Origin of the sequence: Symbiobacterium thermophilum IAM 14863, from assembly GCF_000009905.1 — a bacterium.
In the GTDB taxonomy this organism is placed as follows: domain Bacteria; phylum Bacillota; class Sulfobacillia; order Symbiobacteriales; family Symbiobacteriaceae; genus Symbiobacterium; species Symbiobacterium thermophilum.
Genome location: NC_006177.1, coordinates 1,516,274 through 1,538,320, shown reverse-complemented (window position 1 = coordinate 1,538,320; position 22,047 = coordinate 1,516,274). Strand labels below are relative to the sequence as shown.

General features: G+C 70.8%; 21 protein-coding genes. 5 read left to right on the top strand and 16 right to left on the bottom strand.

The features are described 5' to 3' along the window. Positions 1 to 6 precede the first annotated feature (6 nt). The 7 genes from STH_RS07025 to STH_RS06995 form a co-directional block, all read right to left on the bottom strand. Positions 7 to 1,101: a YeeE/YedE family protein gene (locus STH_RS07025; RefSeq protein WP_011195518.1), complete on the bottom strand. Its 1,095-nt coding sequence runs from the start codon at positions 1,099 to 1,101 to the stop codon at positions 7 to 9. A 348-nt stretch (positions 1,102 to 1,449) separates the two neighbouring features. Continuing rightward, positions 1,450 to 2,178 (bottom strand): PspA/IM30 family protein, encoded by a 729-nt coding sequence (locus STH_RS07020; RefSeq protein ID WP_011195517.1) that lies wholly within the window; start codon positions 2,176 to 2,178, stop codon positions 1,450 to 1,452. Positions 2,179 to 2,202: 24 nt separating this feature from the next. Beyond that, positions 2,203 to 3,891, bottom strand: a complete 1,689-nt coding sequence (locus STH_RS07015) for an ATP-binding protein (RefSeq protein WP_011195516.1) — start codon at positions 3,889 to 3,891, stop codon at positions 2,203 to 2,205. A gap of 90 nt (positions 3,892 to 3,981) precedes the next feature. After that, entirely contained in the window at positions 3,982 to 5,121 is a 1,140-nt protein-coding gene (locus STH_RS07010) for a hypothetical protein (protein ID WP_011195515.1), read from the bottom strand. Positions 5,122 to 5,179: 58 nt separating this feature from the next. Then, a complete protein-coding gene (gene recG, locus STH_RS07005; protein ID WP_011195514.1) occupies positions 5,180 to 7,309 on the bottom strand; it encodes an ATP-dependent DNA helicase RecG in 2,130 nt (709 codons plus the stop codon). Between the two features lie 175 nt (positions 7,310 to 7,484). Continuing rightward, a complete protein-coding gene (locus STH_RS07000) occupies positions 7,485 to 8,156 on the bottom strand; it encodes an SdpI family protein (RefSeq protein WP_242654604.1) in 672 nt (223 codons plus the stop codon). Between the two features lie 218 nt (positions 8,157 to 8,374). Beyond that, positions 8,375 to 8,554, bottom strand: coding sequence for a hypothetical protein (locus STH_RS06995; RefSeq protein ID WP_043713686.1), 180 nt, complete (start codon positions 8,552 to 8,554; stop codon positions 8,375 to 8,377). Between the two features lie 186 nt (positions 8,555 to 8,740). Here STH_RS06995 and STH_RS17920 point away from each other — a divergent pair, with 186 nt between their 5' ends. Beyond that, on the top strand, positions 8,741 to 9,496 hold the full coding sequence (locus STH_RS17920; protein WP_011195511.1) for an NUDIX domain-containing protein: 756 nt from the start codon (positions 8,741 to 8,743) through the stop codon (positions 9,494 to 9,496). 19 nt (positions 9,497 to 9,515) lie between these two features. Here the strand turns inward: STH_RS17920 and STH_RS19680 are convergent, their stop codons facing one another. Both STH_RS19680 and STH_RS06980 read right to left on the bottom strand, forming a co-directional pair. Next, entirely contained in the window at positions 9,516 to 10,766 is a 1,251-nt protein-coding gene (locus STH_RS19680) for an N-acetylmuramoyl-L-alanine amidase (RefSeq protein ID WP_011195510.1), read from the bottom strand. Between the two features lie 98 nt (positions 10,767 to 10,864). Next, entirely contained in the window at positions 10,865 to 12,643 is a 1,779-nt protein-coding gene (locus tag STH_RS06980) for an N-acetylmuramoyl-L-alanine amidase family protein (RefSeq protein ID WP_011195509.1), read from the bottom strand. A 125-nt stretch (positions 12,644 to 12,768) separates the two neighbouring features. Between STH_RS06980 and STH_RS06975 the strand changes: the two genes are divergently transcribed. From STH_RS06975 to STH_RS06960, 4 genes are all read left to right on the top strand, one after another. After that, positions 12,769 to 13,413 (top strand): hypothetical protein, encoded by a 645-nt coding sequence (locus STH_RS06975; RefSeq protein WP_011195508.1) that lies wholly within the window; start codon positions 12,769 to 12,771, stop codon positions 13,411 to 13,413. Positions 13,414 to 13,443: 30 nt separating this feature from the next. After that, entirely contained in the window at positions 13,444 to 13,671 is a 228-nt protein-coding gene (locus STH_RS06970; RefSeq protein WP_043713683.1) for a heavy-metal-associated domain-containing protein, read from the top strand. Between the two features lie 100 nt (positions 13,672 to 13,771). Then, entirely contained in the window at positions 13,772 to 14,764 is a 993-nt protein-coding gene (locus STH_RS06965; protein ID WP_011195506.1) for a glycosyltransferase family protein, read from the top strand. 70 nt (positions 14,765 to 14,834) lie between these two features. Beyond that, positions 14,835 to 15,536 (top strand): glycosyltransferase, encoded by a 702-nt coding sequence (locus tag STH_RS06960; protein WP_011195505.1) that lies wholly within the window; start codon positions 14,835 to 14,837, stop codon positions 15,534 to 15,536. 63 nt (positions 15,537 to 15,599) lie between these two features. On the opposite strand, the gene STH_RS06955 is transcribed toward STH_RS06960, so the two are convergent. From STH_RS06955 to STH_RS17915, 7 genes are all read right to left on the bottom strand, one after another. Next, positions 15,600 to 16,163, bottom strand: a complete 564-nt coding sequence (locus tag STH_RS06955) for a hypothetical protein (protein WP_011195504.1) — start codon at positions 16,161 to 16,163, stop codon at positions 15,600 to 15,602. Positions 16,164 to 16,237: 74 nt separating this feature from the next. Next, complete coding sequence (locus STH_RS06950) at positions 16,238 to 17,332, bottom strand: glycosyltransferase family 4 protein (RefSeq protein ID WP_011195503.1); 1,095 nt, start codon at positions 17,330 to 17,332, stop codon at positions 16,238 to 16,240. Beyond that, positions 17,329 to 18,327 (bottom strand): GDP-mannose 4,6-dehydratase, encoded by a 999-nt coding sequence (locus tag STH_RS06945; protein WP_011195502.1) that lies wholly within the window; start codon positions 18,325 to 18,327, stop codon positions 17,329 to 17,331. The genes STH_RS06950 and STH_RS06945 overlap by 4 nt, the downstream gene beginning before the upstream one ends. Beyond that, on the bottom strand, positions 18,324 to 19,031 hold the full coding sequence (locus tag STH_RS06940; protein ID WP_043715208.1) for a nucleotidyltransferase family protein: 708 nt from the start codon (positions 19,029 to 19,031) through the stop codon (positions 18,324 to 18,326). Before STH_RS06940 ends, STH_RS06945 begins: the two co-directional genes overlap by 4 nt. A gap of 17 nt (positions 19,032 to 19,048) precedes the next feature. Continuing rightward, on the bottom strand, positions 19,049 to 20,041 hold the full coding sequence (locus tag STH_RS06935) for an SDR family NAD(P)-dependent oxidoreductase (protein ID WP_011195500.1): 993 nt from the start codon (positions 20,039 to 20,041) through the stop codon (positions 19,049 to 19,051). Positions 20,042 to 20,054: 13 nt separating this feature from the next. Then, positions 20,055 to 20,969: an NAD-dependent epimerase/dehydratase family protein gene (locus STH_RS06930; RefSeq protein WP_011195499.1), complete on the bottom strand. Its 915-nt coding sequence runs from the start codon at positions 20,967 to 20,969 to the stop codon at positions 20,055 to 20,057. After that, positions 20,941 to 22,014, bottom strand: coding sequence for a UDP binding domain-containing protein (locus tag STH_RS17915; RefSeq protein ID WP_011195498.1), 1,074 nt, complete (start codon positions 22,012 to 22,014; stop codon positions 20,941 to 20,943). Before STH_RS17915 ends, STH_RS06930 begins: the two co-directional genes overlap by 29 nt. Between the last annotated feature and the right edge of the window lie 33 nt (positions 22,015 to 22,047).

Below are 22,047 nucleotides of genomic sequence, written 5' to 3'. Positions count from 1 at the left end.
CCTCCCTCAGTCGCCGTGCGCCAGGCCGGGGGACGCCACCTGCCGGCTCTCCGCCCGGCGGGCGGGCAGCACCAGGAACAGGTAGGCGCCCAGCCACGTGCCCAGGATGATGAACAGGGTGGCGGTCCAGCCGTTGAGCGAGAACTGGGAGACGGCCACCAGCCCGTTGCCGATGTTGCAGCCCCGGGCCAGCGTGGCGCCGAAGCCCATTCCCAGGCCACCGGCGATGTGCTGGAGCAGCCGGGCAGGGCCGGGCGCACGCAGCCGGAACTCGCCGGCCGCCCTGGCGGCGATGAAGCTGCCCACAGGGATCCCCAGCACCAGGAAGGCGCTCCAGTCCAGCGCCGAGACGTCCCCGGACGCCACCACCAACCGCAGCAGCCCCGCCGTGGCGCCGGTGATTCCCAGGCCGCCCATTCGGCCGGTGCTGACCGAGGTCAGCCAGGCGAGGACCGCCACCAGCCCCACGGCCAGTCCCGTCACCTGCCAGGACCAGCCGCGGCCGAAGACCGCCCGCCAGAGCCAGGATCGGCTCTCATCCACCGGCGGCTGCCAGGCCGGGGCGGGAGCCCGCCGGGCGCGCACCAGGAACAGGATCGCCGCCACCCACAGCCCCGCCACCAGGACCCACGGGCTCACGCCCAGCGCTTCGTGGAGGCTGGTGGCGCCGTTCACGGTCAGGGTGTGCGCCTGGATCCGCTGCGCCAGCGGCGCAAGGATCCCGCTTCCCCGGGAGGCCAGGGCGCCGATGCCGAAGAAGACGGCGGCGATCAGCGACCCCACCATTCCCTCGCCGATGCGGTAGTATGTACCCGAGGCGCACCCGCCGGACAGAATCAGCGAGATACCGAAGATCAGCCCGCCGACCGCGGCCGCCAGCCACTGGAATGGATCGGCACCTAACCGGATGATGCCTGCCGCCTGCAGGACGAAGATGCCGGTGGACTGGACCGCCAGGGCCAACACGTAAGCCTTGAACAGCGTCGCATCCCGGGTCAGGAACAGATCGCGGAAGCCGCTGGTCATGCAGAACCTTCCCCGCTGCAGCACGAAGCCGAACAGAATCCCCGTCAGCCCCCCGGCCAGGATCACCTGGATCACCGCAAACCCACCCCTAAATCAGAGTTCTCCGATCTAATTTACTTGGAGGCTTCGTCGGAGATGATTTTAGGGTGCGTCGAAACAAGGTGTCAACTGGGGAACTGAATCGACAGATTAAAAATGTCGTGTTTATCCACCTGCCGTGTCTCGTCCCCACGCCTGCCGTCTCCCTGACTCCCCTGAGACGGCGCACGGAACCGCGGTCACCGGTGCTCGGGGCCGTCCATGCAGCACGAAGGCGGCTGCCCCGGGAGCGATACGCTCGCCGGGGCAGCCGCCGGCTGTACTCCGCTGTCCTGCCCGGCGGGTGAACCCGTGCATCCGCGCAGGGACGCCACGGGGTGCGACCTACTCCTGCACCCTCTCCTTGACCACCCGACCCTCCTCCATCTGCGCCGGCTCGTCGCCGAAGAGCGCGGCCAGCTTCTCCTCGGCCCGGCGCCGGGCCATGGAGCCCTTCAGGCTCCGCATGCGGGTGTCCAGCGAGTTCTGGCCCAGTTCGGCGATGGCCTCCTCCTTGGCCAGCTTGCCCTGGATCAGCTCCTCCGCCTGCTTGAGCCCCTCGTTGATCCGGCCGGCGCCGGTCTCGGTGGCGTAGTTGGACCGGAGCGCGTTCATCTCCTTCTTCAGGTCGGCCAGCTCGTTCTGCACCTTCAGCTGGCGGATCTGGCTCATCTTCAGTTCCATCTCCGCCTCGAAGTTCTTGAACTCCTCCCGGGCCCGGTCGGCCTCGGCCTTGATGGCGTTGTACGCCTCCAGGGCGGTGTTGTAGGCCGCCTCCAGGTGCTCCTCCTGGATCAGCAGCTGCAGGGCCAGCTCGCGGTCGTTCAGCCGCTTGGCCTCCTGGATCTGCAGCCGGCACTCCTCCAGCTCCTTCTCGGCGGACTTCAGCTTGGCGGCCGCCGTCTTCTCCCGGGCGATGATGTTGGCCGTGGTCGTGTGGTACCGCACCTTGGCGGCGTTCAGCTGGTTCTTCAGGTCCTCGAGCATCGCCTCCGGGTTTCTCTCCTCGAGTCCGCCGATGAAGAGGGAGAAGAAGCCGCGGATCAAACGGGCGAGACGTGCGAAGAAGCCCATCTACCTCATCCTCCTCCTGTTCGCTTAGCGCAGGTTCATCAACTTATAGCGCTGCACCCGCTCCTCCAGGGCCCTGCGGTCGTCCAGCAGGTCCCGGAACTCCGGGGGAAGCACATCCTTGTCGTCGCACTCCAGGATCGCCAGGTCGGTCATGAACTCCACCTGCGCCGTGGAGGGACGGATCCGCTCCAGGGCGCCCTCGATGTCCTCCCGGGTAATCTCGGCCCGCCCGGCGTCCTCGGCCAGCTCCCAGGCCTTCAGCACCACCGACTCCAGCTCGGCGCCGGTGTAGCCTTCGGTCCGGCGGGCGGCCTCCTCCCAGTCGGGCTCCCCGGCCATGCCGTAGCGCTTCTGCACCGCCTGCAGGATCGCCACCCGCTCGGCCCAGCCCGGCAGCAGGAAGGGGATCTTCCGGTCGAAGCGGCCGGGCCGCTTCAGGGCCGGGTCGATCAGGTCCGGGCGGTTGGTGGCCGCCACGAAGACGATGCGCCCGCGGTTGTGGGGGTTCGACATGAAGTCCAGCATGCGGGCGAAGAGCCGCTGCTGCACCCCCGAGTCGCCTCCGCTCCCCCGCTGCAGCAGCTGGTCGATCTCGTCGATCAGGACCAGGCACGGGGCCAGTGACTGGATGCCCAGGAGCGCCTTCTCCAGGTTCTGCTCCGAGAGGCCCACGTACGGGCCGAGGATCTTGCCGAAGTTGAGCTTGACCCCATTGACGCCGGCCTCCGCCACCAGGGCGTAGAAGAACGCCGACTTGCCGGTGCCCGAGGGGCCGGTGAGCAGCACGCCCAGCGGCACCCGCCGGTAGTTGCCGGTGCGCAGGGGCACCACGATGTTCCGGGCGGCGAACAGCTTCGCCTCGGTCAGCCCGCCCAGGGCGGTGAAGTCGAAGCGGGGCTCGACGATCTCCAACACGTCGCCGAACTCGGCCCGGATCAGCGACTCCTTACGGTCCCGGACGAAGTCGAGGGTGACAGGCTGCCCCGTGGCCTCGGCCCGGAGGCCGATGTCCTCGATCAGGATCCGGGAGAGGCCGGCGGTGGCGTTGGCCAGGTCCTGGATGTCCACGGCCAGTTCCAGCTTCCGCTTCTCGACCATGGCCTCGATGTAGTTCAGGCGGGCCTCCAGGTCGGGCAGCGGCACCAGGATCGTCTCGATCTTGGTGGAGGCCAACCGCAGGTGCGGGTGCAGCTCCGCCAGAGACCCGGCCAGCAGCACGACCGGGCTGCCCATCCGGTTGAGCCGCACGTCCCCCGCCCACTTCTTCACGAAGGTGAGCGCCCGGAGCTCCTCCTGATCCATGTGGGCCAGATCCTCCGCCGGCAGAACGGTCTCCGCCTGTTCGATGAGCACCGCCGCCGGCTCGCTGTAGATCAGCCTGTCGAGCAGGGCAAACGCCTGGCCCGGGGCGACCGGCAGCTTGATCGGATCCTCCGGACCCACCCGCTCCCCCGTCAGAATGCGGATGAACTCCTCCCGCATCCCCGGCCGGGCGAAGGTGATGCCCTCGGCGCGGTTGTAGATCGCCACCACCCGGCGGGGCTTCCCCTTCGGGGCGTAGGCGGGGTTCTCCAGGAAGTCCTGAATCACCACGTCGCGCACCCGCCGGTTGTCCGGGCCCGCGTAGTCGTTGACGTTGAAGTGCAGCACGAACAGGTTGGCGATGGAGCTTCGGTACTTGAAGATCAGGTCCTCGAGCCACGCCGGGCGCATCCCTTGGCCTCCCTACTCCCGAAGGGCGATCTCGCTAGCAAAGACGCGTGCAGAGTCCGAAAAAGTTCGTGCGCAGCAGCGGTCCGGGCCTCATCCCGGGCCTCCGGCCGGACGCCGCCGTCGCCAGGTGCCCCGGGCCGTCCAGCCGGCCACGGCGGCACAGAGCGCCGCGCCCACCAGCCCCGTTGCGAAGCCCGCGAAGGCGGAGGCGTAGGCCTGATCCCTGAGCTGCGGGAGCCCGGAGGAGAGCAGCAGGACGGATAGCCACACCAGCGCCGGACCTGTGGGGACGAGCGCCGCCAGAACGCCGACGCCCGTCGCGAGAGCGGGCCGGGGCAGCCGACCCGCCAGCCGCCCGATGCCAACGCCGACGGCCGCGGACAGCACCAGCACCAGGGCGAAGCCCAGCCCGTAGTAGGGGCCGGGTTGCGGACCGAGGAAGAGGCCCGCCCGGTTCATCACGGCGAAGGTGAGGTTCGCCTCAGGCAGACCGGGGTACTCGGCGACGTACTCGCCGCCCTCGTCCCGGAAATCCAGGTTGGCGGCGAAGTAGTAGCGGCTGCCCGCCGGGGCGGCCACCCGGATCTGCAGCGGGCCGAAGGACGCCCATCCCCGGGCCGGCAGCAGCAGGTAGCTGTAGTGATGGACCCGGTAGGTGTAGCGGGTCCGGTCCGACCCCGCGGTATGGTCGTAGGTGACCGCCAGTTCGCCCTCCGCGCCCGCGGGCATGTCCAGGGAAAACAGGTAGTAGCGGAGCACCGGATCGCTGCCGTAGAACTCGGCCTCGTACGGCTCACCGGTAACCGGGTCCAGCCACTGGTCCACCGACGTCCAGGCCCGGGCCATCTCCGCCAGCTCCTCCGGTCCGAGCTGGTCCATCCCCAGCCGCACCGGCACGGGCTCCCCGTTCCACGAGACCGCCAGGTCCGTGCGGCCGCCGACGTCCTGCACCACGAAGACGAACCGCTGGTCTTCCAGATCCGGCCCCCGGTTGGCGAGCCGGTAGCGGGCCGTGACGGTGGCGCTGCCCAGGTCCGGGCCCAGGTCGAACCGCAGCTCCTCGCCCAGCACGTGCACCTGGTCGCTGGTTCCCGGCAGCAGCGGCCCGCCGGTGTCGCCCGCCCGCCGGGGCGGACCGGCGTTGGCCAGTGCGCCGGCGGGCAGGAGCGCCAGGGCCAGCGCCGCCAGAAGCAACAGCGTCCGGCGCCGACACCTGGTTAGACGGACCATGCGCGGACCCTCCCTTCAAGTTTCTTGCCCAATCCCGCGACGTTTATAAAGATGAGGTTCAACTGACCAGGATGAAGCCGAACTGCTCCCCCAGCCGCTCCTTCACCGCCTGGCGCAGGGCCTGGTGCTCGGGGAGGCGAAGGTGCGGATCCTCCTCCACCAGCCGCATCGCCTCGGCCCGCGCCCGCTCCAGGATGGCCAGGTCGGCGATCGGGTTGGCCACCTTCAGGTCGGGCATGCCGTGCTGCCGGGTGCCGAAGAACTCGCCTGGGCCCCGGAGCTCCAGGTCCTTCTCGGCCAGGGCGAAGCCGTCGCTGTACTTCTGCATGATCATCAGCCGCTCCCGGGCCTCCGCGGTCTTGGGATCGGCGATCAGGACGCAGTAGGACTGGTGGCTGCCGCGGCCCACCCGCCCGCGCAGCTGGTGCAGCTGCGCCAGGCCGAAGCGGTCGGCCCCCTCGATGATCATCATGGTGGCGTTGGGCACGTCCACGCCGACCTCGATGACCGTGGTCGTCACCAGCACCTGAATCTCCCCGGCCCGGAAGGCCTCCATCACCGCTTCCTTCTCAGCGGGCCTGAGCCGGCCGTGGAGCAGGCCGAGCCGGACGTCCGGGTACTGCGCCTTCAGCCGCTCGTACCACTCGGTGGCCGCCTGGGCCTGGAGCTTGTCCGACTCCTCGATCAGGGGGCAGACCACGTAGCCCTGCCGGCCGGCGGGCACCTCGGTGCGCATCAGGTGGTCGTAGACCTGCCGGCGCGCCGATTCCGGCCGCCAGTACGTGCCGACCGGCCGCCGCCCCGGGGGCAGCTCGTCGATCACCGAGACGTCCAGGTCGCCGTACAGCGTGAGCGCCAGGGTGCGCGGGATGGGCGTGGCGGTCATCACCAGCGTGTCCGGCATCACCTCGCCCTTCTGCTGCAGGCGCGCCCGCTGGCGCACGCCGAAGCGGTGCTGCTCGTCGGTGATCACGAGGCTCAGATCCTTGAAGGCCACCCGGTCCTCGATGAGCGCATGGGTGCCCACCGCGATGTGGGCCGCGCCCATCTGCAGCAGCCCCAGGTTCGCGTCCCGCTCCTTCTTGGTGAGGCTGCCGCTCACCAGCACCACCTCCACCCCCAGCGGGGCGAAGATGCGGCGCAGGTTCAGGTAGTGCTGCTCAGCCAGGATCTCCGTCGGGGCCATCAGGGCGCCCTGGTGGCCGGAGTCCACCGCCTTGGCCAGGGCGAAGACGGCCACCATCGTCTTGCCGGAGCCCACATCCCCCTGCACGAGCCGGTTCATGGGCCGGGACGACTCCATGTCGGCCGCCACCTGGCGGATCACCCGCTCCTGCGCGGCCGTGAGCCGGAACGGCAGGCCCGCCCGCAGCCGGCGGGTCACCTCGCCGTCGGGCCCGTGGGCGATGCCCGCCTGCTCCACCACCGTCTGCCGCCGGACCAGGGCGAGGCCCACCTGCAGCACGAACAGCTCCTCGAAGGCCAGGGTGGCGCGGGCCCGCTCCCGCTGCCCCCCGGAGTCGGGGAAGTGGATGGCCCGCCAGGCCTCGGCCGCAGGCATCAGCCCCTGCCGCTCCCGGACCGGCCCCGGGATGGTGTCGGGCATCAGATCCGCGGCCGTCTGCAGGGCTAGGTAAACCGCCCGCCGCACGTCCCGGGGGTTGAGCCCGCCGGTGAGCGGGTAGACCGGCACGATCCGGCCGGCGTGCAGCGGGTCGGAGGACGATTCCTCGTCGATGATCTCCCACTCGGGATTGGTGATCTGGATCTGGGCCCCCCGCCGCTCCACCGTCCCGGCGAAGAGGACCTTCATGCCGACGGGGAAGCGCTTGGCCTGCCAGGGCTGGTTGAACCAGACCCCGGCGGCGGTGCCGGAGCCGTCGGAGATGATGACCCGGGTCAGGTGCAGGTTGCCCCGCACCCGCCGGTCGTCGACCATCACCACCGTGCCCATCAGCGACTCGGGCTGGCCATTCTGGGCCTGGGCGATGGGCTTGATCTGGGAGTAATCCCGGTACGCCCGGGGAACCCGCTCGATCAGGTCGCGCACGGTGGCGATCCCCTGCTTGGCCAGGTCCCTGGCGCGCGCCGGGCCGATGCCCTTCAGGTACTGCACGGGCATGCTCAGGGGATCGCCAAAATAGCGCTGTGCGCCGCGCTTTGCATCACCGCCGCTGGTGGGTGTCACCCAACTCACCTCACCCAGACCTGTTCGCCAGGGGACCGAACAATTCCTGTGCCGGGGGAATGGAGGCGCCCCAGCCAGCCATCCAAGAACGGAAAAGGGGGGCGACGCCGCGCTTGCACCGCGTCTGCCCCCTGTTGCCACCGTCCCGCGCCGTCCCACCCGGCGGTACGGCCGTTCAGGCGTTCACCTGCCGGAAGACCAGATGGGAGTACACCACCGGCACCACCACCATCACCGCAATCACGCCCATCGACGCCCACAACTGCAGGTGAAGCGGCAGCAACACCACCAGGGCGTTAAGCAGGCTCAACGCCACCCAGACCCGGCTGCCGAAGGCGTGGGTGCGATTCCACACCTCCTCGCTGGCCAGGGTCCAGGGGGTGCGGAAGCCAACGAAGTAGTTGTAGCGGAACCGGTCCATCACCAGACCCAGCAGCAGGAAGAGCGCAGACATCGCCACCAGCGCAACCGAAAGCGGTGAGATGGGCATGCCCAGCGCATCGGCCAGTTGTGCAAGGTGAATGACCAGCAGGAAGGCGGGCGTCGCCTGACGGAGATAGCCGTAGATGCGACCGAAGGACGCATAATTGGCCCGTCTGGGGTCAGCCAACGGGAGAACGAGAAGCAGCAAGTAGAGGCCAGTGGCAAAAATCGGCCACCACAGGGCGAGAAACCAGGGGCCGGCGAACCGGTCGGCGGTGCCGGCGGCGTCGAAGTGGACCGCCGCCTGGTCCGGCAGGCGCGGGAAGGCCCAGGCGGTGACGGCAATGGTTGCCAGCAGGAAGGCGAAGAACGGCCAGTCGCCGGCCACGGTCAGGCGGTCAACCCGATAGGTGAACTCCTTCATCGCCACAGCCATTCCCCCCACATCGAAGATAACTGGCGAAACGCCCGAAGGTCCGGGTCAGCCGGTTTCGCAACATACCTGTCATAAGTATACCCGATTCGGCAACATGCGGTCTACGGTTTTCTGTCTCATCGCTCGATTCAGATCTTTCGTCGGCTACTGCGAATGGGCCAGGGGCGACCCCTCCCCCCCCCCGGAGGGCACCGCCCCTCTGAACCTCACGGATGGTTCACCGCGCTTCCGGCCAGCTCCACCACCGACGGAAGATCCGGTCCCACCAGGATCACCACCATGGAATCCACGGTCCACCGGCACCCCGCCGTGCCGTACCCGGTGCCGTAATCCCGCTGCAGGCACTCGCGCTGCTGCGCTGCCCGGATCAGGGCGGCCTCGTCCATCCCGGCATCACCTCGCACCTTTAATACCTTGTGGTGCGCCGGACGGTTCGGAAAGGTTCGCCTGTCCACGGCCGGACGCTGCCAGGCGCCCAGGAGACCCGGCGTACCTGCTGCGGGAGCAGTGTGCGACTTGCCAGCCGCCCGGGACGTCCGATTGCGTAGATTTGGGGATGGAGGTATGCGACGATGGTTCACCTGCGGGAGACCTACCGGGCAAAACCGGGAAGGACCGACGCGCTGGCCCGGGTGCTGTCGGATCGACTCATCCCCGCTTGTGTGAAGCACGGGGCCGCGCTGATCGGATGGTGGGTCGCCCCGGCGGATGGAGAGATGGTGATCATCTGGGACTGTCCCCAGCTTGCCGAGCACCGGCGGATCATCGCAGAGGCGCGCCGGGATCCGCTGTGGCCGGAGGATGGCTGGACGGACGAACTGGTGGAAACGCGCCGGGAAGAGCTGCTGGAGCCCATGGATCGGTACGGCCCGCCACGCCACACCCTGGCGGTCTCCGGCTTCATCGCCGATGGCGAAGGACGGGTTCTGCTGGTTCGTACCCGCCTGCGCAGCGACACCTGGGAGCTGCCCGGGGGGCAGGTGGAGGCGGGTGAGGACCCGGTGACCGCCCTGGTGCGGGAGATCCGGGAGGAGACCGGGATTGAGGCCGAGATCCAGGGCCTGACCGGGGTGTATTACTCCACCGCCCGGGGCAGGGTCTGCAACCTGGTTTTCCGGGGCGTCGCGGTAGGCGGACGGCTGTCCTCCTCTCCGGAGACCTTGGAAGCGGCCTTCGTCCAACTCCGTGCAGACACCGTAAGCCAGTGGGTAACCCGCCCCCACTTCCAGGTGCGGGTGACCGACGCCCTGGGCGCCCACACCTTGCCCTACGAAACGTACAGGCTGCGGCCCTACGCCCGGCTGCTGCGGCTCAGCGGCCAGCACTGACGGGTGTGACCGCCGCCAATTACCGGCGCCGGCTGGAGTACCGTGCGGAACGGGTGCGGGCCGCCTGGACCCAGTTGCCGCGGGGCGGCTTCCCGCCCCCCGCCGCCCCCGTATGGCCGATGGACAGGTTTCTGCCCTGTGTCGCCGTACCCGGCCGATCGCCGGCGGGCGGGTTTCTGCCCTGTGCCGCCGGCGAAACCTGGGGTTCCGCCGGGTGCAGGCCGAAGAGCTTCTCCACCGCAGGCCGGGCGGCCGCCACGTCCGCCACCAGCCGGTTCCAGTGGAACAGGCCGGTGGCTGGACCGTCCTCCGGCTTCCATCCCAGATGGGTGGGATCGTAGGGATGCCGGACCGGATTCCACCAGAACCCCCCGGAGAGCCCCTCAATCCCGATCCCGAGCACCACCATCAGCCGTGCCGCCAGCCAGACCAACCTGCGGTACCCTTCCTCCCACTCCGAAGTGCCCCAGCCGCGTTCGCAGATCATGACCCCGATGTCCCGGTGGTTGCGGCCATCGGTGTGGTAGGCGATCTCGCCCAGCGGTACCAGCTGCCGAATCGACCGTCCGTCGATCACGAAGTGGAAAGAGCGCACCTCCCCGGCCACGGGCCGCTCCAGCAGCGCCCGCATCCCGGGACCGTCCAGGTGCGGGCTGGCGGAGCGGTAGATCACGATGCCTCCGCCCCCCTGCCAGCGGCCGGTCCCGTCCCGGGCGCCTGGTCTGGCGGGGGATCCGGGCGGCAGCAGGTCCTGTTCGATCCGGTAAGGCTCCCCCTCCGCCGGTTCCAAGAGGATGGCGGCCAGGGTCCGGGCCACCGCCTCGCCGTACTCCTCGTCCTCGGGCCAGCCCGGACGGCGCAGGTCGCCCACCCGCCGAATCCGGCCCCGGTCCTCCGGCGACAGAAACGGCGTCAGATCAGGCATGTCCGGCGGCAGGGGACCGCCGCCGGCCTGTCGGCTAAGCGCCTGCAGGTGAGCCAGCACCCCCTCCTCCGGTGAACGGAAGCTGATCCCGGGGTCCCCGGGGCGGGTCACCCCGAGGCCGCCGAAGTTATAGCGCCCCCGCTCCGCCCAGCCGTCCATGCGGAAGCCGTTGGTCTCCACCAGGGCCTGGGCATAGGCCACGTCGCCCCGGACCCCGAGCCTTGACGCGAGGCCCAGGTACAGCCCGGCCAGGTCCGGGGCGAAGGGGTTATCCCGCAGGGCGTATGCAGTCATCTGCTCGGGCCTGGCCAGGCTTCTTCCCATGATCGGTGCGTTCCAGGTCACCGCCTTCCCCTCCCGTCACTCCGCCCGTGGCTACAGTCTATGGGCGAAACGGCGCCCGTGCCCGCGCCACCGGCCCGGCACGGGACAAGCCCGCCGGATTACTCCGTCGGGCTTTCCGTTGCCTTCTTCTCCTTGTCCGCCGCGCTCCGGGTCTGCAGCCGCATGAGGATCTGCGCCCGGGGCGAGACCAGCGAGCCGTCCGGCCAGACGATCATCGGTTCCGGCCCGCCCGGATTCCCGAGGAAGGGAACCTGGGCTGCAGGTCCCGGCTCCTGCCCGGCCGCCGGGGCGTGTGCGGCCGAAGTCGACGGCCGCGGGCCGGGCTGCGCCCCTGCAGGCGGTGCCGGGGTGTTGATCGGCGGTCGGGTCGGGTCCTGAGCCGGCCAGGGGGCGTGCGGGGCGTGCTGCGGGCCGGGCGGCGGTTGCGAAGCGCCCGTCCACGGCGGCCGCTGGCCGGTCTGGACGAACCCGATGGGCGGGACCGGTCCCTGGTACTGGGGGACCGGAATCGGAGAGCTGGGTTGCTGCCAGGCCGGCGTGACCGTGCGCTGCACGGGCTGGTTCGGGTCCGCGGGCCACACCGCCAGGATCTTCTTCGCCCAGGCCGGCCGGGCCCGCTGCCCCTGGCCCGGCGCCGGGGACGGCTCAGGCTGCCCCCCTGATGCGGGCGCGGGCGGTCCGCCGGCGTGCGCGGCGGGCTCCCCGGGTCGCTGAGGCCCCGCGGCGGGCGGCCGCCCGGGCCCCGCCCTTCCGGAACGGAGCCCCTCCGCCGCAGGCGGCTGAAACGCGGCGCCTTCCAGGACCTGGTCCCCAGTTGCCGGGAGATTCGCCTCATCCGGGCCGCCTCCGGGCGGCTCGGCAGGGAACAGCTCCTGCCCCGGCGCGTCTGCTGCGGAGGGCACCTCCGCGCGCGGCTCGCGGTCGGGCTTGCCCGGCGGCCGGGCGGTGACCACCATCGTGGGCAGGCCGGTGAAGGCCACGTCCGGGGCTGCCGCGCCGTCCGCCGGTTCTTCCGCCAGGTCCGGGGCCGCGGCGCCGTCGGGCTCACCGGCCAGGTTCGCCGCCGCCCCATCATCTGGCCCGCCGATCAGAGTCGGAGCTGCGGCGCCCTCTGACCCGCCGCCCGGGTCCGGAGCCGCGACGATGTCCGGCCCACCCGCCGGCTCCGGCGCCGTGACGTCGTCGGACTCCCCCGCCCGTTCCGCCTCCGTTCCGTCGTCTGTGCCGTCCACACCGGCCCCGGTGACGAGGAAGCCCACACCGGCTGCGGCATCCGGCGCGTTCTCCTCGTCCGGCCGCAGCCCGAAGTAGTCCAGGAGTCCTTCCATCAGGCCGTGGGCCACCCGCAGCTGGAAACTGCGCCGCATGAGCAGCAGTTCGTCCGCCGGGCAGGTGGGCGTCGCGCACTCCAGCATGAGGCTGACCGGGCGGTGCCCCCGGATCATGGCGGACAGGTCCGGCGGGAACCAGGACCAGAGGGGGACGCCCCGCGACGGCAGTCCGGTGCGGGCGGAGACCCGTTTCAGCAGCCGTTCGGCCAGGCGGCGGCTGGACAGGGCGTAGGGGCTGGGGACCAGGGCCCGCACCCCGCGGATCTGGGTGGAGGGATGGCTTCCGGTCCGGAGGAAGAGCACCACTTCCGCCCCGTGTTGTTCGATCTGCCGGGCCCTGGCGGCCACCGAGGCCTGGGCCGGGGTGCCGGAGGTCACCAGGACGGATGCGCCGTGGGCCTCCAGCATTTCAGCGGTGTAGCCGGCGATGTTCAGCACCGCCTGCTCCCAGGGCGGCGAGGCCTCGCCGTGGGCCAGCGCATCCAGCACCAGGAGCCGGCCGGTCAGCGGCAGGGACATCCTGTCAGCCATCGTGTCTGCCCGCATGGCCACCCTCCCCTCGCTGAGCACGCGCATGGGACGTTACCAGAGCCTATGCGGCCGCCGGAGTAACATTCCCCCTGCGAGACGCACATAATGAACCAATCCTACACCTGTCAGGAGGGACCACCGTGCCCGAGGAGCGTCTGCAGCCAGCTCAGCTGGAACCCATTTGCATTCGAACCACTCAGGTCTACGACTGGTGCTATCTGAACGGCACCACAAGCGTGTTGCTTCCCGACATCGTGTTCCCGGCGGACACCTCTGTGGTGGCGGGGATCGAGGCCGCCATCATCAGCGTGGAGTGCGCTGAGATCGACCGGGACCAGGATCCGAGCGGTCTGGCCAATGTCACAATCCGGCGGCTGGTCACCTTCGAGCTCACCTTCGTCGACGTGAACGGCAACCCCGTTCCGGTCATCGTCAACGGCGTCGAGGTGACCACGCAGACCCGGTCCCGCTTCTTCGACGAGTTCATCCGCGTCTGCGCGCCGGACGGCACCACCCTGACGTGCGAGATCACCGATGCGGCCGCCCGGGCCTTCATGACCGTGATCAACGGCACGCCGGCGGTGCAGGTCGAGCTGTTCATCTGCCAGAACATCCAGGTGACGGCGGACGTCACGGTCAGCATCAACATCAACGACTACTGCCTGCCGGACGCCTGCCAGCCGGGCCAGAAGCCGTTCCAGTGCCCGCCGCCGACCACCCCGCCGCCTGCCTGCGGCCCCCTCACCCAGGGAAGGGCGCGCAAGGCCGGCAGCAGCCAGGGCTAGCCGCCGACCTGCGAGGTGAGCGCGCAGTCCGTGGCAGAGAACCTGGTTGCGACGAGTCTGAAGGTCTACGGGATGCGGGATGCCGCGGCAGCCCAGAGGGCGTACGACGCCCTGCGCCAGATCGACGGCGTCCAGCAGATCTCCATGAATGTGCCCCTCCGCAGGATAAGCGTTACTCACACTCCCCGACGGGGAATTACTCAGGAGCTGGTCGCCGCGCTGCGCAGTCTGGGCTTTCACGCGCAGGAAAAGGGCTGAGCGCCCCCGATGTAGCGGGCGTGCCCTGCTTTCCAACGTCGCCGAGGGCCGGGCATAGTCCGGTCCTCGGTTCGTTACTTATGGCTGCAAGGAGGCCCCCATGACCTGCTCGGTCATCTACCCGCCCACGCTGGACTGGCCCTGGCTCATACAGCGGCCCCAGCAGCTCATGCGCCAGTTCGCCCGGCACGGCTACCCGACCTACTTCTGCAACCTCACGCAGACCCCCGGTCGAGCGCCGGAGCCCGTCGCCCCCAACCTCTGGGTGGTCCACGACCACGAGGCCTTCGTCGCCGGGGGGCTGCCCGGCGGAGCGCGGCTGGTCTGGTGCTCCTGGCCCAAGCTCCACGACACCCTGGATCGCTACCGGCCCACCGCGGTCGTGTTCGACGCGGTGGACGACTTCCCCGAGTGGCGGCCGTACGAGGGGCCGATGCTGCGCCGCGCCGATGCCGTGGTGACCACCGCCCGCAGCCTGTTTGAGCGGCTCTCCGGGCTGCATTCCCGGGTGGTCCTGGTCCCCAACGGCTGGGACAAGGATCTGGCCCGGGGGCCGCTCCTCCCCCGTCCCGCCGACCTGCCGCCGTCGCCGGTGGCCGGGTTCGTGGGCGCCTGGGCCCCCTGGGTCGACGGCAGGCTGCTGGAGGAGGTCGCCGCGCGGCTGCCCCGCTGGCAGTTCGTCATCATCGGCCCGCTTCACGGCCGACGCCCGGCGCGGGGGCGCAACATCCACCACCTGGGGCACCGCGCCCACGGGGAGTTGGGCCGCTACCTGCGCCATCTGGACGTGGGGCTCATCCCGTTCCAGATCACCCCGGTCACCCGCGCGGCCAATCCGGTGAAGCTCTGGGAGTACCTGGGGGTCGGGCTGCCGGTGGTCTCCACGCCCCTCCCGGAGGTGCTGCCGCTCGGCGAGCACGTGCGCTTTGCGTCGGATCCGGACGGATTCGCCCGGGCCATTGAGGCTGCGTGGCAGACCGACACGCCGGAACGCCGGCAGGCGCGCCGGCAGGTGGCTGCGCAGAACAGCTGGGTAGCCCGCTTTGCAAGGATTCAGGCGGAACTGGCCGATCTGCTGGACGGGGGCCCCTGACGGAAAGGCGGGACACGGGGGCCAGGAGCCTGACCGAACCGGCCCCACGGCCGGGAGGGAGGTGCGTCCGGTGTCGCTTCCGCTGGTGCTCGTCGGCTGCCCCGTGCGCAACCGCGCCCGGGTGCTGCCCGCCTATCTGTCCGCCCTGGAGGCGATGGACTACCCGCCCGGGCGGCTCCGGTTCGCCTTCGTCCTCAACGACTCGGTGGACGAGAGCGAAGCCATTCTGCGCGCCTTCGCCGAGCGGCGCCCAACGGCGCTCCTCCGCTGCGACCTGGGCTTTCCCCGGTGGCGGCGGGGCCACTACTCCTACGCCAACCTCGCCCTGCTCCGCAACCTGCTTATCGAGGAGGCCCTGCGGAGCGGGGCGGACTACCTGTTCTCCGTGGACAGCGACGTCCTGCCGCCACCCCACGCCCTGCGGCGGCTGCTGGCCGCGGCCCGGCCGATCGTGGGCGCGCGGGTCCCCAACGACCTGCACCTGCCCGGCGAGCACTGGCGCTGTAACTTCCTCTGCGCGGACGACCGGGGGCGGCTCCGCCACCCCCGGTCCTTTCCCCCCGACGCCCTGATGTCGGTGGACGTCGTGGGCGCCGCGGTGCTGATCGCCCGGGCCGTGCTGGAGGCCGGCTGCCGGTACGCGCCGGCCGGCACGGGCGAGGATGAGGGCTTCTGCCGCCAGGCGAAGGCGGCCGGCTTCCAGCCCTGGGTCGACACCGGCGTGGTCTGCCGCCACCTGATGCAGGAAGGGGACGGGGGGCCGGAAGGGTAGCCGCGGCAGCGGCGACAGGGGGAGGCACCGGAGCCTCCCCCTTCGAACGGTACGGTATGCGGATCAGGGAACCGTGCGCTCGATCACGTGGATCGCGTCCACGATCAGGTCGGCGCCGCCTGCGGTCGGCTTGGCGAAGGTGAGGCGGAAGCGGCGGGTGTTGTTGGGAGACAGGCCCGCGTCCACATTCAACTGCAGGCAGCCCACCGGGGTCGCACCGTCGACGGTCGGGATGTCAGCCGCAGGGATGGTGAGGGTGAACCGGCGCAGCAGCCGTCCCTGCGGCTGCGGCTCCGGTTCAGGCAGGTACGCCCCGCCAAGCCGCTCGCGCTGTTGCTCCCACTGGAACAGCCGGCCGAACTGGGGCTGGTCGTAGAAGTCAAGCGTCATCACCAGCGGCGAGGTGGCCATGCCGCCGACCGCCCCGACCCGGAACTGGACCTCGAAGCTGCGGTTCGGGTAGGCGACGCCGTCCTGCTGGATATAGCCGGTGCCCGGCCCGAGGCGGGCCGTCCAGAAACCGCTGCAGGCGACATCGTCCGACACGGTGGCGTCGCCGCTGGCAACCCATGGGATGAACGTGCCGGTCTCAAACTCGGCGTTGCGGGTGCGAAGCTTGAAGACCATTCAGAACCCTCCTTCAGGCGTGGGACCATGGGTTCCCCGAATCAGTCTATGCGCTTTGCCGGCGAATGGTTATGTCAACCACCCCAGCACTCGTCCAGCACTTCCCCCCACGCCCGGCGCCAGCGCTCCAGGGAGTGGACCCGGGCGACTTCCGCTGCCCGGGCCGCCATCCGGGAACGCAGCTCGCCGTCCTGCCAGAGCCGCCGGACGGCGGCCGCCAGGTTCGCGGCGGTCGGACGCAGCAGCAGCCCGTTGTACTCATGGATGATGAGGTTGGAGAGACCCCCCACCCAGCCGGCCACCACCGGGCGGCCCGACGCCATCGCCTCCAGGCAGCTCAGGCTGGTGCCCTCGGTGGCCACCGAGGGGATCACCACCACGTCCGCGTCCCGGTACTCCGCCGGCATCTCCGCCATGACCCGGCTGCGGTAGCGGATGGCCGGCCGTCCGGCTGCGACGGCCTGCAGCCGGCGCACCGCCTCGGCGGGGCCGGGGCCGACAAAATGCACCTCGATCCCCGGCTGCTCGGTCAGCATGAGGGCCGCCTCCAGCATGGGCTCCAGCCCCTTCTGCGGCTCCAGCCGGCACGGCACCAGCACACGCAGCGGCCCGCCGTGGGTGCGCGGGGGCGCCGGCGCAAACTGCGCCAGGTCCACGAAGTTGGGGATGAATCGGAACCGCCCTTCCATCTCCGGCCAGGTGGCGCGCACCCAGTTGATGATGTTGGTGTCGTTGGCCACCACCACCGCCAGGTTCCGGAGCGCCTCCCGGAGCCTCGGGGTGAAGTTCGGGACCGGTCGACGCACCACCGCGCCGTCGTCCCACCACAGCGAGTGGGAGACCCCCACGCTGCCCGGCGGCGCTTCGGGGTAGGCCATGGACCACAGGTGGAACAGATGGTGGTCATAGCCGCGGGCGGCGTCGCGGAACCGCCGGTTGGTCACCGTCCAGGCGCCGCCCTGCACCACCGTCGGGCCCAGGCCGTGCACCACCCGCCCGTCGTGCACGGCCCGGAAGTCGTGGGCGGCGGCCTGGAACAGGGTGACGGCGTAGCCCCGCTCCTCCAGCAGCCGGCACAGCTCGATCAGGTGGCGCTCGGCCCCGCCCTGCACGGGCGGCTCACCCCGGGGGCCCAGGAACGCGGGGGCCAGCACCGCGACCCGCTTCACGGCCGTTCCTCCTCCCGCCCGGCGGTGGCTCGGGTCTGCCAGTAGGCCAGCAGCCGCTCCAGGGACCGGGTGAGCGGCACCTCGGGGGCCCAGCCGGTGGCCGCCCGAATCCGGCCGGGGTCGCCCACCAGCCGGTCGGGGGGATGGGATCCCGCCCCTCCGGGCAGCTTGGCCGTCCCGATGTCGCCCTCGGCCAGGAACGGGGCGCCCGCCCCGCCCAGCCGCCACAGCTGTCGGGCCACCCACCGCAGCCGCACGCCCCTACCGGAGCACACGTTGTACACGGGGTCGGGATCAGGCAGCTCCCCCAGCAGGGTCAGGGCGCGGGCGGCGTCCCGGCTGTCCAGGTAGTCGCGCACGGCATCCAGGTTGCCGGTCCGGAGCGGGCGCGGGCGCCCCGCGGCCGCCATGGCGGCGATCTGCCGGGCGAAGCCGGCCGGGGCGCTGTCGGCCCCCGGGCTCACGCCGATCAGGTTGAACAGCCGGGCCACGACCACCTCGACCCCGAGGCCGGCCGCCGCCCCCCGCGCCGCCAGCTCCATCGCGGCCTTGCTGGCGGCGTACGGGGAGGGCGGCCGCAGCGGGGCGTCCTCCCGCCAGCGGTGCCGGGGGCCGGTGTTGGGGCCGTACACCGCCCCCGTGCTGGCCACGATCACCCGGGCCCCCGGCGCCGCCTCGGCGGCGGCCGTAAGCAGCCGCAGGGTGCCGCCCACGTTCACGGCAAACAGCCGGTCCACCGACGGGCTCCGGGTGGCGCTGGCCTGGGCGGCCGCCAGGTGGAAGATCAGCTCCGGGCGGCTAAGCCGGATGGCCCGCAGGACCGAGGCGTCATCCGTGACGTCGCACTCGATGGGAAGCCAGTCGAGGCCGTCCTGCCACCCCTCCAGGGGCCGGCGGGCGGCGCCGTACACCGCGTAACCCCGGCGGCGCAGGCAGCCGGCCAGCTCCCGCCCGAGCACGCCCGTCACCCCCGTGATCAGCGCCCGGCGGCTCATGGCCGGCCCCCCAGCCGCTCCTCCAGCTGCGGCCAGCGGTCCAGCACCGCCGCGTACTGCTCCGGGGAGCCCAGGTCGAACCAGGGCGCGTCGGTCTCGTACTGGAACACCGGCCGCCCCTCAGCGAGCAGCCGGGCGATCCACTCCGGCATGTCCACCGGCCCCGTGTCCGGCAGGCACGCCAGGGCGCGGGGATCGACGGCGTAGATGCCCAGCCCCAGCCGCTCTACCCGCTCCGGCTTCTCGTGGTACGCCACCACCCGCTCCCCTTCGACCTCCAGCACGCCCAGGTTCAGCCGCTCCCGCCGCAGCTGGGTCGCCACCGTCAGCCACCCGCCCCGGCTGCGATGGAAGGCGATGAAGTCGCCGAAGTCAAGCCCCGTGACGATGTCCGCGTTCACCACCAGGAAGGGCTCATCCAGCCCCGGAATGAGCCGGAGGGCGCCGGCGGTTCCCATCGGCTGGGCCTCCTCCACGTACCGCACCGGCACCCCCACGCGCTCGCCGTCCCCGAAGTAGCTGCGGAAGACGTAGCCCAGGTAGCGCACGGCCAGCGTGACCTCGGTCACGCCGCCGGCCACCAGCCGGTCCAGCAGCCAGGCCAGGATCGGCCGGTGGCCCAGGGGCAGCATGGGCTTGGGCAGGATGCGGGTGTAGGGGCGGAGCCGCACGCCCTCCCCACCCGCCATGATCACGGCCCGCATGCGCACTCCCCCGCCTCCTACACGATGGTCTGCTTCAGGATATCCGGCGTGAACCGGCGCTCGATGAAGGCCAGCGTGCGGCGCAGCCCCTCCTCCAGCGTCACCTGCGGCCGCCAGCCCAGCCGCCGTTCGGCCAGGGTCCGGTCGCAGAGCAACCGGGCCACCTCGCTGGCGGCGGGCCGCACCCGCTCCGCCGCCTCCACCACCGGCACCCGGCGGCCCGTGAGCCGCAGGGCCATCTCCACCAGCTCCTGCACCGAGACGTCGGCGCCGTAGCCGGCGTTGAGCACCATCCCCTCGACCCCGGGCGCGCTGCCGGCCCGGAGAAACGCCTGCGCCGTGTCGGTGACGTAGGTGTAGTCCCGCCGCGGCCACAGGCTCCCCAGCCGGATCTCCGGCGCCCAGAGGGCCTGGGTGAGGATGGTCGGGATCAGGGCACGGGTGGACTGCCGCGGCCCGTAGGCGTTGAAGGGGCGCAGGGTCACCACCGGCAGGCCGTAGGAACGGTGGAAGCTTTCGGCCAGCTTGTCGGCCCCGATCTTGCTGGCGGCATACGGCGACTGGCCCCGCAGCGGGTGGGTCTCCGCGATGGGCACCGTGTCCGGCGTCCCGTACACCTCGCTGGTGGAGGTGTGGACCAGCCGCTCCACGCCCAGGTCGCGGCAGGCCAGCAACACGTTCAGCGTGCCGGTGACGTTCACATCCACGTAGCTGCGGGGGTCGAGGTAGGAGTAGGGGATGGAAATCAGGGCGCCCAGGTGCAGCACCCGTTCCATTCCCTGCACCGCCCGGCGCACCGAATCGGGATCGCGCAGGTCGCCCCAGACCACCTCCACCTCCGCCCGCTCCTGGGGAGCGAGTTCGGCCAGGTTGCCCAGGTGGCCGCCGCCGTTGTAGTGGGCCAGCACCCGCACCCGGGCGCCCTCCGCCAGCAGCGCCTGCACCACGTGGCTGCCGATGAAGCCCGTTCCGCCGGTCACCAGGACCTTCTTGCTCTGCCACTCCCCCACGGCAGCTCCCCCCTTACAGCCCGTACTCCCGCCGCAGCCAGTCGATGGTGGGCGGGAGGCCCTCCTCCAGGGTCACCTTCGGGTTGTGGCCCAGGTCCCGCATGGCCTTGGTGATGTCCGGCCGCTTGCTCACCGTGTTGTGCTTGTCTTCGGGCAGGTACGTGACCAGCCCCGGGTCGGCGCCGGTGAGCTGCAGGATGAGGTCGCTCAGCTCCCGCACGCTCCGGAAGTCCGTCCCGCCAATGTTGTACACCTCGCCGGGCTTGAAGCGGTCCGCGACCCGGGCCAGCGTCGGGATGAAATCGTCGATATACATGAACGTGCGGTAGTAGCCCTCGTACACGGTCCACGGCCGGCCGGTGAGGGCGCGGTACGCCATCAGGCAGACCACGCTCCGGTAGTTGTGGTAGCGCTCGCCCGGGCCGTAGGCGTTGAAGAAGCGCAGCCGGACCACCGGCACCTCGTAGCGGCGCTCGAAGTTCATGATCTGGATCTCGTTGACCCACTTGGTGAGGGCGTAATCGTTGTGCGGGATGATGGGCTGGCGCAGGGGCAGATCCTCGTCCAGCACCTCGGCCTTCGTCTCGCCGTAGACCTCGGAGGAGCTGGCGAAGATCAGCCTGAAGCCCTTGCGCCGCTGAAACTCCAGGATGTTGCGGGTGCCGATCACGTTGGTACGCCAGAGCGTGTCGTAATACTCCTCGCCGTTGATGCGCCCGAACTCGGCGGCGAGGTGGTACACGTAGTCGTAGGGCTGCTCGAACACCCGCTCCAGCTGCCGCCAGTTGGCCACGTCCGCCCGGAAGTACCGCTCGTCGGCCTCGTGGCGGGTGTCCATCTGCCATACCTCGTGGCCGTTCTGCTCCAGTTGCTGCACCAGCCGGCTCCCCAGGGTCCCCTTACTGCCCGTCACGAGTATCCTGGCCACGCTTCTCCTCCTCTGCTGCTGTGCGAATCGCCAGGGGGCGCTGGTAGATGAGGTCGTACGCCCCGCCGGGATCCCCCCACCGGAAGCCCAGCTCAGTGACCTTCTCCGGCCCGAGGGCCGGGTCGTACACGTAGACCTCCTTGCCGTCGGCCGCAAGCGCCTCCGCGAGCTCCCGCGCCCGGCTGAACCGGGTGTCCGGGAAGCCCGGCTTGAAGGTCAGCCCCATCACCAGCACCCGCCGGTGCGGGCCCGCCAGCCGGCGCAGCCGGGCCCGGTGGGCCTCGTCGGCCGCGACGGCCGCTTCCAGCAGGGGCGACTGCAGGGCCTCCTGCAGGAAGCCCATGTCCTTCGGCAGGCACTCGCCGCCGATGCCGAAGTCCACGTTGAGCAGCTCCACGTTGGGCTTGGTGTTCACGGCCCCGTGGAGCTGGGCCCAATCCAGCCCGTGTTCCAGGCAGTAGCCGAACAGCGCCTCAGCAAACGCGATGTTGAGGTACCGCAGCCCGTTCTCCACGATCTTGGACAGTTCCGCCACCCGCACGTCGTCCACCGGGTACAGCACCGGGACCAGCGGCCGGTAGAAGGCGATGGCCGCATCCCGGCAGGCGGGCGTGACCCCCGCCACCACCCGCGGCGCGTCGAAGACGGTCTCTTCCACGCCGAACAGGATTCGGTGCGGCACGTGTGCCAGGTGAAAGGTCTCCCCGGGCACGTACCCCCGCTCCCGGAACGCCTCGGCCAGCCGGGCGGTCCCCCCGACCGGCAGGGTCGACTCCACCGAGACCAGCGCCCCGGGCTTGGGAGACAGGCTGCGGACGGCGCTCAGGATGTGGCTCATCCCCGGCCCCGTCGAGGTGGTGAGGATCCAGACGTCCGGGGCGCCGGCCTCGTCCGGACCGGCGAAGACGCCGTCCACCCCGGCCGCCGCCAGCGCGGCCCGTCGGTCCGGGTTAATCTCCACGCCGACCGCCTGCACCCCCTTGCGGCGCAGGGAGGTCAGCAGATTGGTTCCGATGTTGCCCACGCCCACGACACAGACCTTCACGGCCAACGGTCACCCCCCTGGCGTCTCGGTCTG